At 47.7% G+C, this 15,406-nt stretch carries 15 protein-coding genes, 1 tRNA gene and 1 riboswitch; of the genes, 12 read left to right on the top strand and 4 right to left on the bottom strand.

Annotation, left to right across the window (positions count from 1 at the left end):
- Nucleotide 1: 1 nt before the first annotated feature.
- From yidD to rpmH, 3 genes are read right to left on the bottom strand one after another with little or no spacing between them, the layout of a single operon-like run.
- Complete coding sequence (gene yidD / locus KJY78_RS03140; protein ID WP_214337274.1) at nt 2–301, bottom strand: membrane protein insertion efficiency factor YidD; 300 nt, start codon at nt 299–301, stop codon at nt 2–4.
- A complete protein-coding gene (rnpA, locus tag KJY78_RS03135; protein WP_214337159.1) occupies nt 294–653 on the bottom strand; it encodes a ribonuclease P protein component in 360 nt (119 codons plus the stop codon). Before rnpA ends, yidD begins: the two co-directional genes overlap by 8 nt.
- 39 nt (nt 654–692) lie before the next feature.
- Entirely contained in the window at nt 693–830 is a 138-nt protein-coding gene (rpmH, locus tag KJY78_RS03130; RefSeq protein ID WP_214337158.1) for a 50S ribosomal protein L34, read from the bottom strand.
- A gap of 265 nt (nt 831–1,095) precedes the next feature.
- Between rpmH and dnaA the strand changes: the two genes are divergently transcribed.
- From dnaA to KJY78_RS03070, 12 genes are all read left to right on the top strand, one after another.
- A complete protein-coding gene (dnaA, locus tag KJY78_RS03125; protein ID WP_214337157.1) occupies nt 1,096–2,637 on the top strand; it encodes a chromosomal replication initiator protein DnaA in 1,542 nt (513 codons plus the stop codon).
- A gap of 346 nt (nt 2,638–2,983) precedes the next feature.
- A complete protein-coding gene (gene dnaN / locus KJY78_RS03120; protein WP_214337156.1) occupies nt 2,984–4,135 on the top strand; it encodes a DNA polymerase III subunit beta in 1,152 nt (383 codons plus the stop codon).
- A gap of 9 nt (nt 4,136–4,144) precedes the next feature.
- Nucleotides 4,145–5,377 (top strand): DNA replication/repair protein RecF, encoded by a 1,233-nt coding sequence (gene recF, locus KJY78_RS03115; RefSeq protein ID WP_214337155.1) that lies wholly within the window; start codon nt 4,145–4,147, stop codon nt 5,375–5,377.
- A 9-nt stretch (nt 5,378–5,386) separates the two neighbouring features.
- The gene (locus KJY78_RS06785) at nt 5,387–5,896 is read left to right on the top strand and encodes a DciA family protein (protein ID WP_214337154.1); all 510 of its coding nucleotides are present in this window, start codon (nt 5,387–5,389) and stop codon (nt 5,894–5,896) included.
- A 98-nt stretch (nt 5,897–5,994) separates the two neighbouring features.
- Nucleotides 5,995–7,995: a DNA topoisomerase (ATP-hydrolyzing) subunit B gene (gyrB, locus tag KJY78_RS03105; protein ID WP_214337153.1), complete on the top strand. Its 2,001-nt coding sequence runs from the start codon at nt 5,995–5,997 to the stop codon at nt 7,993–7,995.
- Nucleotides 7,985–10,516, top strand: coding sequence for a DNA gyrase subunit A (gene gyrA / locus KJY78_RS03100; protein WP_214337152.1), 2,532 nt, complete (start codon nt 7,985–7,987; stop codon nt 10,514–10,516). Before gyrB ends, gyrA begins: the two co-directional genes overlap by 11 nt.
- 177 nt (nt 10,517–10,693) lie before the next feature.
- The gene (locus KJY78_RS03095; RefSeq protein WP_214337151.1) at nt 10,694–11,101 is read left to right on the top strand and encodes a DUF3566 domain-containing protein; all 408 of its coding nucleotides are present in this window, start codon (nt 10,694–10,696) and stop codon (nt 11,099–11,101) included.
- 74 nt (nt 11,102–11,175) lie between these two features.
- Nucleotides 11,176–11,279: riboswitch (TPP riboswitch) on the top strand.
- Complete coding sequence (locus KJY78_RS03090; protein WP_214337150.1) at nt 11,272–11,568, top strand: thiamine-binding protein; 297 nt, start codon at nt 11,272–11,274, stop codon at nt 11,566–11,568. (Overlaps the previous riboswitch by 8 nt.)
- A gap of 11 nt (nt 11,569–11,579) precedes the next feature.
- Nucleotides 11,580–12,356, top strand: a complete 777-nt coding sequence (locus tag KJY78_RS03085; protein WP_214337149.1) for an ABC transporter permease — start codon at nt 11,580–11,582, stop codon at nt 12,354–12,356.
- Complete coding sequence (locus KJY78_RS03080; RefSeq protein WP_214337148.1) at nt 12,353–13,387, top strand: ABC transporter substrate-binding protein; 1,035 nt, start codon at nt 12,353–12,355, stop codon at nt 13,385–13,387. The genes KJY78_RS03085 and KJY78_RS03080 overlap by 4 nt, the downstream gene beginning before the upstream one ends.
- A 41-nt stretch (nt 13,388–13,428) precedes the next feature.
- On the top strand, nt 13,429–14,229 hold the full coding sequence (locus KJY78_RS03075) for an ABC transporter ATP-binding protein (RefSeq protein WP_214337147.1): 801 nt from the start codon (nt 13,429–13,431) through the stop codon (nt 14,227–14,229).
- 31 nt (nt 14,230–14,260) lie between these two features.
- Nucleotides 14,261–14,911 carry a (d)CMP kinase gene (locus KJY78_RS03070; RefSeq protein WP_214337146.1) on the top strand — a complete coding sequence of 217 codons (651 nt, stop codon included), beginning with the start codon at nt 14,261–14,263 and terminating at the stop codon, nt 14,909–14,911.
- 297 nt (nt 14,912–15,208) lie between these two features.
- Here the strand turns inward: KJY78_RS03070 and KJY78_RS03065 are convergent.
- Nucleotides 15,209–15,285 (bottom strand) — tRNA-Ile (locus tag KJY78_RS03065).
- Nucleotides 15,286–15,406: the final 121 nt, after the last annotated feature.

Raw genomic sequence — 15,406 nt, 5'->3', positions numbered from 1 at the left:
ATTACCTTTCGGATTTGATTGGACGCATATAACCACAATCAGTTAGTTTTGAAGTGTTTTTTACCGGTTGGGGAACATCATCAATGCCACCGGATGTAAAAGGGTTACACCGCAACAAACGCCATATAACAAGAAATGTTGCCACGGTAAAAGATCTTTTTTGGTATGCTTCTAACGCATACCTAGAACAACTTGGATAATAACGACAAACTTCCCCGTAAAAAGGGGAGATAAGTAAGCGGTAACAGCGCAAAACCGCGATCGCAATATTACGTGGCAACAACAATAAATAATTAAGCATTTTCAAGTTTTTCACGTATCCGTTTAAGCTGCTGCAAAACAGTGACTTCTAACTCTTGGTAATCTGTAGCAGTTGCTGCTGGCAAAACACGCACAACAACACATACTCCGGTTAAACCGGAGTTAATTATACCACGTGCAATTGCCTTAAACCGTCTTCTCATTAGGTTACGTACAATCGCATTACCAACTGCCCTGGTAATAATAAACCCGAACTTAGAATCCGCACAGCTGGAATCCAAAACCTCAGATTTAATCGCATACACAATGCAGTGCTTACTGTAAACACATTTGCCGTACTTTACAATATAGCGATAATCAGCACCACGTTTGACACGATTTATTGCCCTCATACCGACAATTTTGTTTGATTACTTTAGATCAAAGCAAAACTATGCGCTAAGTTTTACACGCCCTTTACGCCGGCGGGCAGCAAGGATCGCACGACCGGCACGGGTCCTCATCCGCAACCGAAAACCATGTTTCTTAGCGCGACGACGGTTATTTGGTTGGAAAGTACGTTTACTCATTTATATTCTCCAATATTCACTTGCGGCTATTCCGCTCAAACAATTAAGACTAACACACAGTGCAGTCATACGATTTTAACACTTTACCCGAATTACCCTCTCTGCGCAAAGTTACTGCACTCAACACCCTACAGCACAGAAGTTATTAAGCTACTATCAACAGCTGTGAAATCATTCGCACAAAAAGTAAATATCTAGACGTGTGCTGTATGCTTATTAGGCAATTTAAATTGTGCAAACCTGTCCGAAATTACACCGGTGGCTTATGACAAAACATGATTATATTTGGGACTGTGTCACCCAGATTGTGCGAAACGATTCTAACGTTTCAAGCGGTATCAGTGCACAGCTCAATATAACTGTGCCTGCCGAAATAATAAACGGGTTGCTTTACTTAACCGTATCGCACAATTACACCCAACAACTTCTTGAAACCAAGTTACGCGAAAATATTATTTCCGCTCTGCAACAAATCCCCGAGGCAAGCGATATTAGTGATTTTGTTGTGCTAGTTAATGAAACTGTGCAGCCCGACATCCTAACTCCCCAGAATTACACTGAAATAACCGAACAAAATGTTACAAAACAGAAAGCGGATTCGCTGGTAAATGAGAATACAGCATTAACAAACCCGGAAGTTGATCCGCTAACAAACCGGAATGCGCCGGAACCTGTTTACACAGAGGCTGCTTATTTTGATAGCTCACACTATGAAAACTCTGATATCAGCTTGCAATTATCAAGCAGAACTCCGGTTGTAAACAAAACTACAATGCTCAATCCAAAGCTTGTTTTTGAGGGTTTTGTAACCGGTGGCACAAATGATCTTGCGCACGCAACCGCCGTTGCAGTTGCGGAAATGCCCGGCGCTGCCTATCAACCACTGTTCATATACGGGGATTCTGGGCTAGGCAAAACGCATCTACTACACGCGATTGGAAATTACACGATCCAACTACACCCCGGCATTAAAGTTAGGTATATAACATCTGAAGAGTTCACGAATCAATTTATTAATTCGGTGCAAACCAGCACAGCTGCAAAGTTTAAAGAAGACCTGTGTAAAATTGATATTCTACTAATTGATGACATTCAGTTTCTGGAAAATAAACAATCCACGATTGACGCTTTTTTCAATATTTTTAATGAGCTGTATAGCCGAAATAAGCAGATAGTTGCAACAAGTGACGTGCCCGCAAAAAACCTCACGAACCTCACCGAACGGCTAGTCTCGCGTTTTCAATCAGGACTTTCTGCGGACATTCAAGCCCCTGACATAGAAACGCGGATCGCAATACTACGGCTTAAATCTAAACGCGATCAAATTAGTATCCCGCCTAAAATTTTGGAATACATAGCAACTAAGTGCACTTCTAATGTGCGACAATTGGAAGGTGCCTTGCTTAACGTAGTAACGTACGCAAATATGCGAAAAAAAGAAATCACTCAGGAGTTTGCTGCTACCGTGCTAAAAAATTTCTTAGTGAATGAGAGCAACCAGGAAATCACAGCTGAGGATATTATTTCTGAAACCGCCAATTACTTTAGGATCTTAGAAACCGATATCACAGGCAAGTCAAGGAATCAGAACATTGTTTTACCCCGACAGGTTGCAATGCACCTGTGCAGAGAGTTAACAAATCTGTCGTTACCCAAAATTGGTAACCTGTTTGGTGGGAGAGATCACACAACAGTTTTGCACTCAACTCAAAAAATACAAAAACTATTGACAGCAGATAAAAACCTGTACGACCAGATAGCTGAGTTAATTGAACGGTTGCGCCGCAACAGTTCACGCAAAAAATAGTTTGCCTGTGGATAATTATGGATAACCCAATAATTTTTGTTAGTAACTCAAACGAGGCTGTTGATCCATACTTTGTAATTACATCCGCGTAATTATGCTGTACACAGCTTTTCCAAATCGCAATTCACAAATAACAAAACTGTAGTTTTTAATGATTTTAACGCATTCCAAAGTTTTCCACATTTTCCACAGTTCTTATTGTTATTAGGTTTTAAATAATAAGAAAGATTTTAAAATTATAAAAATTGCTAAGGTCTCGCACCAAAAACAAATTTCTAGCAGATATTAAAGATTATGTGCGATGATTGATGATACTACTTTGTCACCTTTACTAAGGAGCCTGTCAGTGCGATTCACTGTTAATCCATATGTTTTTAATGAAGCAGTTTCATTTACTGTGTCAATGCTTTATAAACCCACGCAGCCGATTCTTAGTGGGGTGCTGATTGAAGCTATTTCAGATAAAGTAACCTTTACTGTTTTCAACTATGAGGTGTCAGCCAAAATGCAGATCACGGCTGATGTCAGTAAGCCAGGGCGAGTGCTAGTGCCGGGCAAACTACTTGCAAATATTGCTAAGAAGCTATCTGTTAGAGAAGTTGAGGTTAGCTTTGATGAATACGACAGTGACAATCAGGTGGAAATCCGTAACGGATCCGCTGTTTTTAAACTCCCAGCTATGCCGGTGGCAGAATATCCTGAAATCCCGACCCTTGACACGGTTTCTGGCGAAGTTGTTGGGCAAGACTTTGTAAATGCTATTTTGCAGGTTCACGCAGCGGCATCAAATGATGATGTGACCCCGGTTCTGCGCGGCATAAACTTTGATATCAAAGATAACATTATGACTCTCAGCGCTACTGACAGGTATCGTATCGCAATAACTGGTATTAATTGGCAACCGCTTAACGGGCAGCCTGATGTTAGTTTTTTGGTGCCGGCTAAAGTTGTGAGTGATGTGAGCAAGCAGTTTTCACACGCTGAAAAAATACAGTTCGTTATTAAAAACGAGGATGATAAGCAGGTTATCGGCTTTATCGGTGATAATAAGATTATTACAACCAAGCTGATTTCTGGCATTTTTCCGCCCGTGCATAAGTACTTTGAGAATATCCCACTCGATCACTATGCGGTTGTAAATACCGATGATTTACGCCGCACAATTGATATTGTGTCGGCTGTTATTGATGGCGATTCAGCAATTAAGTTCACTTTTCAAGAGAACAAAATTACACTTAATGGGCAGGGCGGCGAGGCTTCACAGGCTACTGACGAAGTTTTTGCAAATCTGGTCGGTGACGAGGTTACCGTTGGGCTAACTCCCAAGTATCTGAAAGACGGATTGAACGGCGCAAAAAGCGAGTTTATTAGAATTTCATTTTTCAAAAGCAATACAAAACGCCCAGGAGCTATTCTGGTAACTGGTCAGCGCAGCAAAGACGAACACGATGAAAAATCGTTCAAGTATCTGCAACAGCCAATTCTGCTTATGAGATAGTGGTTTCGCGTGAGGGTAGATAAACTCTCGCTCCTCAATTTCAGGAACTATTCTGAGTTAGAAGCGGATTTAAAACCGGGTAAAGTATTGATCTTGGGTCGTAACGGGCAGGGGAAAACTAACTTTGTTGAGGCAATTGCTTATTTCAATGAGTTATCATCGCACAGAGTAAGCGCAGATGCGCCATTATTAAAAGCTGATGAACAGAGCAGTGTTGTTAGATCCCGGGTTATTAATAAACAGGCAACTGTTAGTTTAGAGCTGGAGTTTAAGCGGGGGAGTGCTAAGCGTGCTCAGATAAACGGTAACGGAGTAAGGCCTAGAGAACTTACGAGATATTTCACGTCTGTTTTGTTTGCACCCGAAGATTTGCTTATTGCGAGTGGTGAACCAGGAGCACGAAGGGATTTTTTATATTCGGCAATTGTGACGCGAAATCCGTTATTTGCAGCTATTTATAAAGATTACGAGCAGATTGTAAAACAGCGATCCGCTTTGCTTAAAAATATAAAATTGGGCAGAGCTGATATTAATAGCGAAGAATTAGATTTTTGGGATCAGAATTTCACCAATTTCAGTACTAGAATTATGGCGGAACGACGAAAATTAATTGATGAATTGCAGCCAGAATTAGAGCTTGCTTACTTTCTGCTTGTTGGAGCGGATCACGCTCCTAAGCTTGCATTACATGAAACAGGTAGCAATGTTTCACGTGAAACATATGCTGCAAACTCCTTTGTAACAGAAAGTGTTGCGTTTGATCATTTGGGGAATGAATCTGCCACTGCTCTGATGCAAGATTTCAGAGAGAGGTTACAAGAACTACGCAGAGCGGAAATAGAGCGGGGGCAAACTTTAATCGGTGCGCATCGTGATGATTTGAAACTTGAATTGAACGCGTTGCCCGTTAAAGGGTATGCGAGTCATGGCGAATCGTGGTCGATTGTGCTCGCGCTAAAACTTGCTCTTGCTAATTTGCTCAGGAAAGATTTTGCTCCGGAAGATCCGGTGTTGATTCTTGATGATGTTTTTGCGGAGCTTGACACCGAACGGCGCAAACGGTTAATGAACGTTATTTCCGATTATGAACAGATACTGGTAACAGCAGCGGTTGCCGATGATATTCCAAAAGATCAGCTCTGGCATATTTACGTGATTAAAAAGGGTCAATTAATAGCTGTTGGAAGTAGTGAAAATCCGACAGAGTTCTTCCAGAATGTAAATTCTGATGTTGTCGAGTAGGAGCTTAGTGTGAGCGGCAGTGATAAAGAGCAGAATAAGTTTTTATTTGAGATTCTTGACGAACATAAACAATCCTGGGGGGCAAAATCCAAATCTTATGAGGAGGTTTTACGCAACCTAAAAAGTCGGAGTAATAAAAACAATCTCCCTTTTACAAAGGGAAGAGATGCAAAACCTCTTGACTGGGTGATGGAGCAGTTTATTCGAGAACAAAACTGGGGTAAAGAGCTTAGCCAGAACAGGTTAATTTTGGAATGGGCAAATATTGTGGGCGAAACCGTTGCTTTGCACACAACTATTTTAGGAATTCAAAACGGGATATTACACATTAAATGTGATACAACAGCTTGGCAAGCTCAAATAAGAAGGGTAAAAAGCGAGTATTTGTGTATTATCCAAGAGAAGTATCCGGAAGCTAAGATTTACGATTTTAAATTTGTTCCGGTTAGTAATGTAACTTTTCCTAGAGGCGTATGGCGCGTGCAGGGTGGCAGAGGTCTGCGTGATACCTATGGATAGTGTGGAAAACATGAAAGACCTAGGGTTTATTGGTAAACTTAGATAATTATTGGTGTGCAGCACTTACCTCGTGCTGACTTCAGTATGGGGGAAAACAGATGAGCGGTAATTCACAGAGCAGCAAAACAAATACCGAGTATGGTGCAAATGAAATTCAAGTGCTTGAGGGTCTTGAAGCGGTACGTAAGCGTCCCGGTATGTATATTGGCTCTACCGGGCCAAGAGGCTTACATCACCTTGTCTACGAGATTGTGGATAACTCTGTTGATGAAGCGCTTGCTGGCTACTGCAATACAATAACCGTTACAATTCTGGTTGATGGCGGGGTTAAAGTTACTGATAATGGACGTGGCATTCCAGTGGATATGCACCCAACCGAGGGTAAATCAACGGTTGAGGTTGTGCTTACGGTGCTGCACGCCGGCGGTAAATTCGGCGGTGGCGGATACGCGGTTTCAGGCGGTTTGCACGGTGTTGGCTCATCCGTTGTAAATGCACTTTCTGAAAAATTTGAGGTGGAGGTTAAGCGCCAGGGCTATAAATGGGGAATGTCGTTTACAAAAAGTATTCCCGATGCGCCCCTGTCGCGAGGAGAAGCCAGTGACGAAACGGGCACCACAATCACTTTCTGGCCGAGCGCCGACATTTTTGAAACCGTTGAGTTTGATTACCAAACACTCCGCACAAGATTCCAACAAATGGCGTTCCTTAACAAGGGTCTACGGATCAAACTTACTGATCTGCGTCCACAAGAAGCGGTAGAAAATGCTGCTGGGGAATTGGTTATGCCTGATCCGCCACATGATGAATTTTACTATGAAAACGGCATTAAAGACTATGTTGAGTACCTTAATTCTGCGAAGAAAACAGAGCTTGTGCACAACGAAATTATTGCTTTTGAGCTGGAAGATACCGGCAGCACTATTTCAGCAGAAATTGCAATGCAGTGGACGGGTGCGTACTCAGACAGTGTGCACACCTACGCAAACACAATCAACACACACGAAGGCGGAACTCACGAAGAGGGTTTTAGAGCGGCTTTAACAACCCTGGTTAATAAGTACGCGCGCGAGCGAAATATGCTGAAGGAGAAAGACAGTAATCTCTTAGGCGAAGACGTACGAGAGGGTCTAACCGCAGTAATTTCGGTTAAACTCCGCGAGCCGCAGTTTGAGGGACAAACAAAAACAAAGCTTGGCAACACCGAAGCTAAAGGCTTTGTGCAGCGCGTTGTGGCGGATCAGCTGGGTGACTGGTTTAACAGCCATCCAACAGAAACCCGCGCAATTATTAACAAGGCGATTTCTGCAGCAACCGCTCGTTTAGCGGCGCGAAAAGCGCGCGAAACAGCAAGGCGCAAAGGATTGTTAGAGTCTGGTGGAATGCCGGGCAAGCTTTCTGACTGCTCGAGCAAAGACCCAACTATTTCAGAGATTTTTATTGTTGAGGGTGATTCCGCCGGTGGTTCAGCGAAAATGGGGCGAAACCCCGCAACCCAGGCGATTTTGCCGTTGCGCGGTAAGATTCTGAACGTTGAAAAATCAAGGCTCGACAGGATTCTTGGTAACACTGAAATTCAAGCTATGATAACCGCGTTTGGTGCGGGTATAGGCGAAGATTTTAACGTTGAAAAAGCCCGGTATCATAAAATCGTTTTAATGGCGGATGCTGACGTCGACGGGCAACATATCACAACCCTGCTACTCACGCTGCTGTTTAGGTATATGCGTAAACTGATCGAGCAGGGCTATGTGTATCTCGCGCAGCCGCCACTTTACCGCCTAAAATGGACAAACTCGGCACACGATTTTGTTTTTAGCGATAGTGAGCGTGACGAAAAACTGCGCGAGGGGCTTGTCAATGGTAAGCGTCTGGCTAAAGATAGCGGAGTGCAGCGCTACAAAGGTTTGGGCGAGATGAACCACGAAGAGCTTTGGGAAACCACAATGGATCCTGAAAGCCGTACTCTAATGCAGGTTAGCATCGATGACGCAGCAGCAGCGGATCAGATTTTCACAACGCTTATGGGAGAAGATGTAGAAGCTCGCCGTAATTTTATCCAACAGAACGCGAAGGACGTGCGATTCCTTGACATCTAACAACAGCAGCAGAGCAGAGCCGGAGCATAACCACGGCAATATTTCACGGGTAGATCTGCAGTCGGAAATGCAGCGCAGCTACCTTGATTACGCGATGAGCGTAATCGTGGGGCGTGCCCTGCCTGATGTGCGTGACGGTTTGAAGCCGGTGCACCGCCGGGTTATCTACGCAATGTACGATGGCGGATACCGCCCGGATAAATCATTCTCAAAATCAAGCCGTGTGGTCGGCGAGGTTATGGGTCAGTATCACCCGCACGGTGACAGCGCTGTTTATGACACGCTGGTGCGGCTTGTGCAGCCGTGGTCGCTGAGGTATCCGCTTGTGCTCGGGCAGGGTAATTTTGGTAGCCCGGGCAATGATGGCGCCGCCGCTCCGCGTTACACAGAGTCAAAAATGGCTCATTTGGCAATGGAAATGGTGCGCGACATTGAAGAAGACACCGTTGATTTCCAAGATAACTACGACGGTCGCACCCAAGAGCCAACAGTGCTTACAAGCAGGTTTCCAAACCTTTTGGTTAACGGATCGGTTGGTATCGCAGTTGGTATGGCGACGAACATTCCGCCGCACAATCTGTGCGAGGTTGCCGCAGCTGCTAAATGGCATCTTGAAAACCCCAATATTAAAGGCGAAGAGCTACTTGAAGGGCTGATGGAGCGCGTGCCCGGTCCTGATTTCCCAACGGGCGCACAGATTCTGGGCACCAAGGGGATTCGCGAGGCGTATCGCACAGGGCGCGGATCAATCACCATGCGCGCGGTTGTTAACACCGAGGAAATTCAGGGTCGTACCTGTCTCGTGGTAACAGAACTGCCGTACCAGGTGAACCCGGATAATCTGGCAATTAAAATTGCCGATCTTGTAAAAGAGCAGAAAATACAGGGCATTGCAGACATCCGCGATGAAAGCTCCGGGCGTACAGGGCAGCGACTCGTGATCGTGCTGAAGCGTGATGCGGTTGCTAAGGTTGTGCTGAACAATCTTTACAAGCACACCCAGCTGCAAGATAATTTCAGCGCGAATATGCTTACAATTGTGGACGGTGTGCCGCGCACGCTCTCGCTTGCTGGCTTTATTACCGAGTGGACAACGCACCAGATTAGCGTGATTGTGCGCCGCACCGAGTTCCGACTCAAAAAAGCGACCGCTGATCTGCATATTCAGCTGGGGTATCTCAAAGCGCTCGACGCAATCGACGAGGTTATCGCCCTGATCCGTCGCTCCCCAACGGTTGAAGAGGCTAAGCGGGGGCTGATGAGCCTGCTCGATATTGACGAGGTGCAGGCGGAAGCGATTCTGGCGTTGCAGCTGCGCAGGCTGGCGGCTCTTGAGCGCCAGAAAATCATGGATCTGGCGACCAAGCTGCAAAACTTGATCGCTGATTTTAAGCAGATTTTGGCGAATCCAATGCAGCAGCGTGCAATTATCGTGCAGGAACTGGGTGAGATCGTTGACCGCTACGGTGATAACAGGCGCACCGAGATTGTGCGCTGGCACGACGGCGATATGTCAATTGAAGATCTGATCCCCGAGGAAGAAATGGTAATCACCGTTACCCGCGGCGGATACATTAAGCGCACTAAGATTGACAACTACCGCTCACAGCACCGTGGTGGTAAGGGCGTGCGTGGCGCGAGTTTGCGCGCTGACGATGTGATCGAGCATTTCTTTGTCACAACAACCCACCACTGGCTGCTGTTCTTCACGAACACGGGTCGGGTGTACCGCACTAAAGCGTGGGAGACACCGGAGGGCGGTCGTGAGGCGAAGGGTCAGCATCTTGCTAATCTGCTGGCGCTGACACCGGAGGAGTCTGTGACGCAGATTCTCGAACTTGACGCCTATCACGAGGATAAATATCTGCTGCTCGCAACTAAAGACGGGCTTGTTAAAAAAACAGCTCTTGCGGAGTACGACACGAATCGCACGGGTGGTATTATCGCAATTAGACTTCGCGAATCTGACGAGCTTGTGTCGGCGCTTGTAATCGGCACTGACGATGATGTTTTGCTTGTTTCACGGCAGGGTATGTCGGTACGGTTTACCGCGTCAGACGAGGCGTTACGTCCGCTTGGGCGAGCTACCAGTGGCGTGCGCGGCATGAAGTTCCGCGACCAGGACTCGCTTTTGAGCGCGTCCTCGGTTAGCGATAGGGGCTTTGTTTTTGTTGTCACAGAGGGTGGATACGCTAAGCGCAGCGCGGTGGCCGAGTACCGGGTGCAGCAGCGCGGTGGTTTTGGAATTAAAGTTGCCAAGCTCGATGAGTCCCGCGGTGATCTTGTGGGCGCGTGCATCGTTGATGAAAGCGATGAAGTGCTAGTGGTGCTTACCAGTGGCAAGGTTGTTAGATCCGCTGTAAACGGAGTTCCTGCGAAGGGACGCAACACAATGGGAGTTGTGTTTGCGCGCTTTGATGCGAAAGATAAGATTATCGGCATTGCGCGCAACCCGGAGCGTAACCTTGAGATTAGCGATGATACGGCGGATGCTGCGGCAGTTACCGCCGATAACGCGTAAGCAGCGGTGGCAGAGTCCGCAGCGGCAGCTGAGCCTGTGGGATCGTCGGAAGCAGAGTCGACGGGGGAATGAAACAGCACAGGTGAGAGAGCGCCACCAAGAGGTTTTAGGGGCATCTCTAACGCGGCAAGCGCCTGCTTGTGGCAATTTACGACCTTAGATGCATATAATGAAACTATGAGAAATATTGTTGCCGAACAACTCGAGCGCAAAGCAGGTAGAAAAGCTCCCATAAAACAGGTTAGATTGAAACTGGTTTACGTTGATTTTTGGTCAGCAGTAAAGTTTTCATTTGTTGTTTCAATGTGCCTGGCTGTTATGAACGTTGTTTTATCGCTGCTGATTTACTTGATTCTGTTGCAGACGGGTGTTTTGCACCAGCTAAACACCCTGCTCAGCGACGTTGCAGGCGGTGACTTAAATATTCTTAGCATTGTTGGCCTGCCGCAGGTTCTAGGCGCGGCAGTTGTGTGCGGTTTACTCACAATCGTTGTTGGCACCGCGCTGGGCGCTATTGCGAGTTTGATTTATAACCTGCTGGCGCGTGCGCTCGGAGGTTTCCAACTCGGGTTTACAAGCAGCTAACCTTTTATTAGCGGGCAAGCGGTGGCGATATTCTCGACACCGCTTTTTGCTGTGCTATGATTGTTCTGCAATTGTTAATTCGCTGGGGGGGCCAAGAGGCTGAGATCTGCTAATTGAAGCGGACCACCCCGGACCTGATCTCGATAATGCGAGCGGAGGGAAGCGATCATATGTTGATCCAAGCACACGTCGAGCCGTCACCGAGTGGTGACGAGCGCGGCACGTACGAGCACGTTGAAGCTGCACTGAGAATAATTGAGACCAGCGGTCTTGATTATATGGTGGGAGCGTTGGGCACAAGCATTCAAGGGGATCCTGACGAATGCTGGGCGCTGATGCGCAAACTACACGAGGCGACTCTTGAGTCGGGGGCAAACTCGGTGAGCACAAGCTTTTTGATTATGCAGAAAAAAGATCCCGCCCTAGAGCATAAAATGGCGGATCTCGCGGCACGCAATATCGACTAACTGTTTTATTAATGAAACGGTTTATGCGGCAGTACCTGCCCGCATTTGTCGCCGTGCTGCTCGTCATACTGGCGTGGGATTTAGTGACCAGATTCTCTGATTTACCAGAGTATCTGTTGCCCTCTCCCGGCAGAGTTGCAGCGGTGCTGTACGAAGACTATGCGGTGCTTGCGCCACACCTAAAATCAACCCTGTTTATTGCTACTGCGGGGTTTATTGTAGGCGCGGTACAGGGGGTTGTGGTGTCAATGCTGTTTGGGTTGGTTGATCCGCTCAGGCGCGCTCTAGAGCCGTTGCTGGTTGCAACGCAGGCGATTCCGCCCGTGATTATTGCGCCGTTGGTAATCACCCTTTATGGATTCGGCGTGTATCCTAAAATCACGGTTGTGGCTTTGACGGTGTTCTTCCCAATTGTGATCGGGGGCGCGCAGGCGCTCAGGAACGCGGACAGCGCGAAAATTAACCTGCTGCGCGCGATGGGCGCTAACCGCTTTCAGATGCTCTGGTGGGTGCGGTTTCCTAGCGCGTTCCCCGCACTTATTGCGGGGCTTAAAATATCCGCTAGTTATGTCGTGTTTAGCGCGATTGTAGCTGAGTGGATGGGTTCAACCGCGGGTCTGGGCGTGTATTTGCAGCGCTCGCAGGCGTCGTACCAAACGGCACAGATGTTTGCCGCGGTTATTCTGATCGCCGTAACGGGCTTGATTCTGTTTACGGTGGTTTCTCTTATTGGTAACTTGATTTTACGTAAAACTAGACAACTATCATCTCGAAAGGTAACAGGATGAAAAACAATAAAAAGTGGTTGCAGACGGCGCTAAAAGTTGGCGCGGTTGTGTCCGCTGCGGCGCTGGTTTTGAGCGGCTGCAGCGCTGATCAAAAAGCGGCGGAGGCTAATCAGTCTAAGCCCGAGCTGACACCGGTTACGCTCATGCTGAACTGGACACCCAACTCGCATCATGCGGGTATTTACTACGCAAAAGAGCGCGGGCTCTATAAAGATGCCGGAATCGATCTGAAAATTATTGAGCCGGGGGCGGATCTGGGAGCGGATCACGCCGTCGCCAGAGGGCGTGTGGAGTTTGGTATTTCGCAGGCTGAATCTCTTTTGCCAGCTCGTGCTGAGGGTTTTGATGTGACAACCATCGCAACTATTTTGAAAGACAATGATTCTGGGCTGCTTGCGCTTAAGAGCAGCGGCATTATGGCGGATCCAAAGAGTCTTGAAAACAAAACATACGCCGGGTTTGGCGGTGCTCTAGAGACCGAGATTATTTCTAAACTGGTTGAGTGTGGCGGTGGCGATCCGAGCACGGTGAAGTTTGTTGATGTTGGCAACGTTGATGCGTTGGCTGCCATGGAGCAGAAGCGCTTTGACACAACCTGGGTTTTTGAAGGCTGGAGCGGAGTTGAAGCGAAACTTAAGGGCAAAGACGTTGCAACGGTTAATTTCTCTGACCATAAAAACTGCATTCCAAACTGGTACACCCCGATTATTGTAACCAGCGATAAGCTGATCAAAGAAAACAGTGATCTGGTAAAGCGGTTTATGGAGGCGACAAGCAAGGGCTATGACGCGGTTGTGAAAGATCCCGATGCGGGATCTGCTGCGCTTTTGAAACTTGCGCCTGAGCTTGACGAGAAACTGGTTTACGAGGCCGGGCGCTACTACGCTCCGAAGTTTAAACAGCAGGGCAAGTTTGGCGAGATGGCAGCAGAAGACTGGACACCGTTCACAGAGTTTTTGGTAAAAGCGGGAATGCTGAAAGACAATAAAGCTCTTGAGGGTGCCTGGACCAACGATTTCATAGTCAAGTAGTCGCTAGTTAAGACGTTGAGATAGCCTAAAGGAGAAATGCTGTGGCGGATAAACCGGCGCTTGTGGTTGAGTGCGTTAGCTATGCGTATGCCGCAGAGCGAGGGTTTTTGGGCAAAACTGGGTCTGCTAGAAAACAGGTTCTAAATGAGATTAGTTTTGCCGTGCCGCACGGTCAAATAACGGCTATTGTTGGGGCATCGGGTTGTGGCAAATCCACGCTGCTGCAGATTGCGGCGGGACTGCTACAACCCGACTCCGGCGAGGTTAAAGTTGGGGATACTTCAGTTTCTGGGAAACTCGGCAGTGCTGCATTTCATCCGCAAAATGATGCACTGTTGCCCTGGCTTAGGGTGCTAGATAACATCACACTGGGTGCGCGGCTGTCAGATGTTTCACGTGAAACATCCCGCAAAAAGGAGCTTTCTGCCAGGGCTAGGGGGCTGTTTGCAGAGTTTGGTTTGAGTCCTGATGTTGAGCAGCTGTACCCTGACCAGCTTTCGGGCGGAATGCGACAGCGCGTGGCTCTGCTGCGCACGTATTTAATGCCGCAGCAGGTTTTGCTACTGGATGAGCCCTTCGGGGCGCTAGACGCGCTCACCAGGCACTCCCTGCAGCAGTGGTTGCTTCGAGTCGTTGTTGCAGACGGACGCCCGACGGTTTTGATCACCCACGACGTGAGTGAGGCGATGTTGCTCGCCGATGAGGTGCTGGTTTTGGGGACCGCTCCCGCGGAAATTATTTTGCGTATTAGCCGCCCTCCTGCGCAGCGGCGGCTTGCTGAGCAGGCAGAGGGAGCGGATCACGCGGCAAAGCAGCAAATACTAGCCGCGTTAGCCGCATAGTTTTAAGCCGCTGGCTTGATAAGGTTTTATTATGGCTGATACGAGTATTTTCACAGATGTTGGAGATGTTGAGAGCGGTGCGAAGTTTACCGTTTCTGATCCGCCAAATTTACTGGAGCTGCTGGCGCGCAGGGCGCTGAATGATGAGCACCCGCGCGTTATTATTGACGGTCCTTCTGGCAGCGGTAAATCGACTCTCGCCAGGAAGCTCGCCGAAATTATGGGTGCTGAGCTTGTGCAGATGGATCACGTTTATGCCAGCTGGGATGGTTTGGTCGCGGCGGGGCAGCACATCGCTCTCCATCTTTTAGAGCCGTTAAGTCGCGGTGTTACCGGGCGAGCTGAGCACTGGGACTGGAACAATAATGCTTCCGCCGGTTGGCAGCTTGTGCGGCCGGATCAGGGGCTTGTAGTTGAGGGTTCTGCGGCGCTAAATAGAAGATCCGCGCCCCTGTCAACGCTGCGCGTTTGGGTTGAGGTTACAGATGATAATGCGCGCCGTAAAAGGGCTTTGGAGCAGCGCGCCGGAGGAGATATTTACGCGCCGTACTGGGAGCACTGGGGGAAGCAGGAGCGTGAACACATTGCGTGCGAGGGCGGCGCGGCTCTTGCCGATATTGTGATTCGTCCGGCGGTAGAGGTGAATGAGCCGTTGTATACGCTTGTGCGCGGCGAGCTGTAGTACCTATTCGGCGGGTTTTTGCGCGCTGGTTTCCGGGCGTTGGTATATGCTCTGTGATCTAGTCGGTCTTAATTATCTGGTTTGAATACATGAACGCTTAGCGGTTTTGCTAGGGCTTATTCTTTAGCGTTTTTGGGTTTGAAACAGCGGCTTGTGATTGAACTTCAAGCGTTAGTGTAATAATAAAATAACGCGGGAGATTCTAGCCACTGCAATATAGGACTTTTATTTGCCCTATACTTAAACAGAGCTTAAAAATAAAATAGAGGAGATAAGCGTAAGTAAGCTTAAAATAACTGGTGGGGCTACCTGGACTTGAACCAGGGACCTCTTCATTATCAGTGAAGCGCTCTAACCACCTGAGCTATAGCCCCAGATCTTTATCAAGGGTACACTAATTTTTAGTTTTGGACAAATCGGATACCGCAGCGAGTATTTGCTGTACTATCGATTTTAGCTAAGCTTATTACCTAAATATCACGGGGAGTGAATCCA

This window comes from Canibacter zhuwentaonis (assembly GCF_018531145.1).
GTDB classification, from domain to species: Bacteria; Actinomycetota; Actinomycetes; order Actinomycetales; family Microbacteriaceae; genus Canibacter; species Canibacter zhuwentaonis.
This window is presented reverse-complemented; position numbering and strand designations above follow the sequence as displayed.

What these genes read in the sequence shown, in the direction of transcription:
- rpmH (WP_214337158.1), bottom strand. Translation starts at nt 830, where the DNA reads ATGAGTAAACGTACTTTCCAACCAAATAACCGTCGTCGCGCTAAGAAA.
- rnpA (WP_214337159.1), bottom strand. Translation starts at nt 653, where the DNA reads ATGAGGGCAATAAATCGTGTCAAACGTGGTGCTGATTATCGCTATATT.
- KJY78_RS03095 (WP_214337151.1), top strand. Translation starts at nt 10,694, where the DNA reads ATGAGAAATATTGTTGCCGAACAACTCGAGCGCAAAGCAGGTAGAAAA.
- KJY78_RS03090 (WP_214337150.1), top strand. Translation starts at nt 11,272, where the DNA reads ATGTTGATCCAAGCACACGTCGAGCCGTCACCGAGTGGTGACGAGCGC.
- yidD (WP_214337274.1), bottom strand. Translation starts at nt 301, where the DNA reads ATGCTTAATTATTTATTGTTGTTGCCACGTAATATTGCGATCGCGGTT.
- dnaA (WP_214337157.1), top strand. Translation starts at nt 1,096, where the DNA reads ATGACAAAACATGATTATATTTGGGACTGTGTCACCCAGATTGTGCGA.
- gyrB (WP_214337153.1), top strand. Translation starts at nt 5,995, where the DNA reads ATGAGCGGTAATTCACAGAGCAGCAAAACAAATACCGAGTATGGTGCA.
- KJY78_RS03070 (WP_214337146.1), top strand. Translation starts at nt 14,261, where the DNA reads ATGGCTGATACGAGTATTTTCACAGATGTTGGAGATGTTGAGAGCGGT.
- KJY78_RS03080 (WP_214337148.1), top strand. Translation starts at nt 12,353, where the DNA reads ATGAAAAACAATAAAAAGTGGTTGCAGACGGCGCTAAAAGTTGGCGCG.
- KJY78_RS03085 (WP_214337149.1), top strand. Translation starts at nt 11,580, where the DNA reads ATGAAACGGTTTATGCGGCAGTACCTGCCCGCATTTGTCGCCGTGCTG.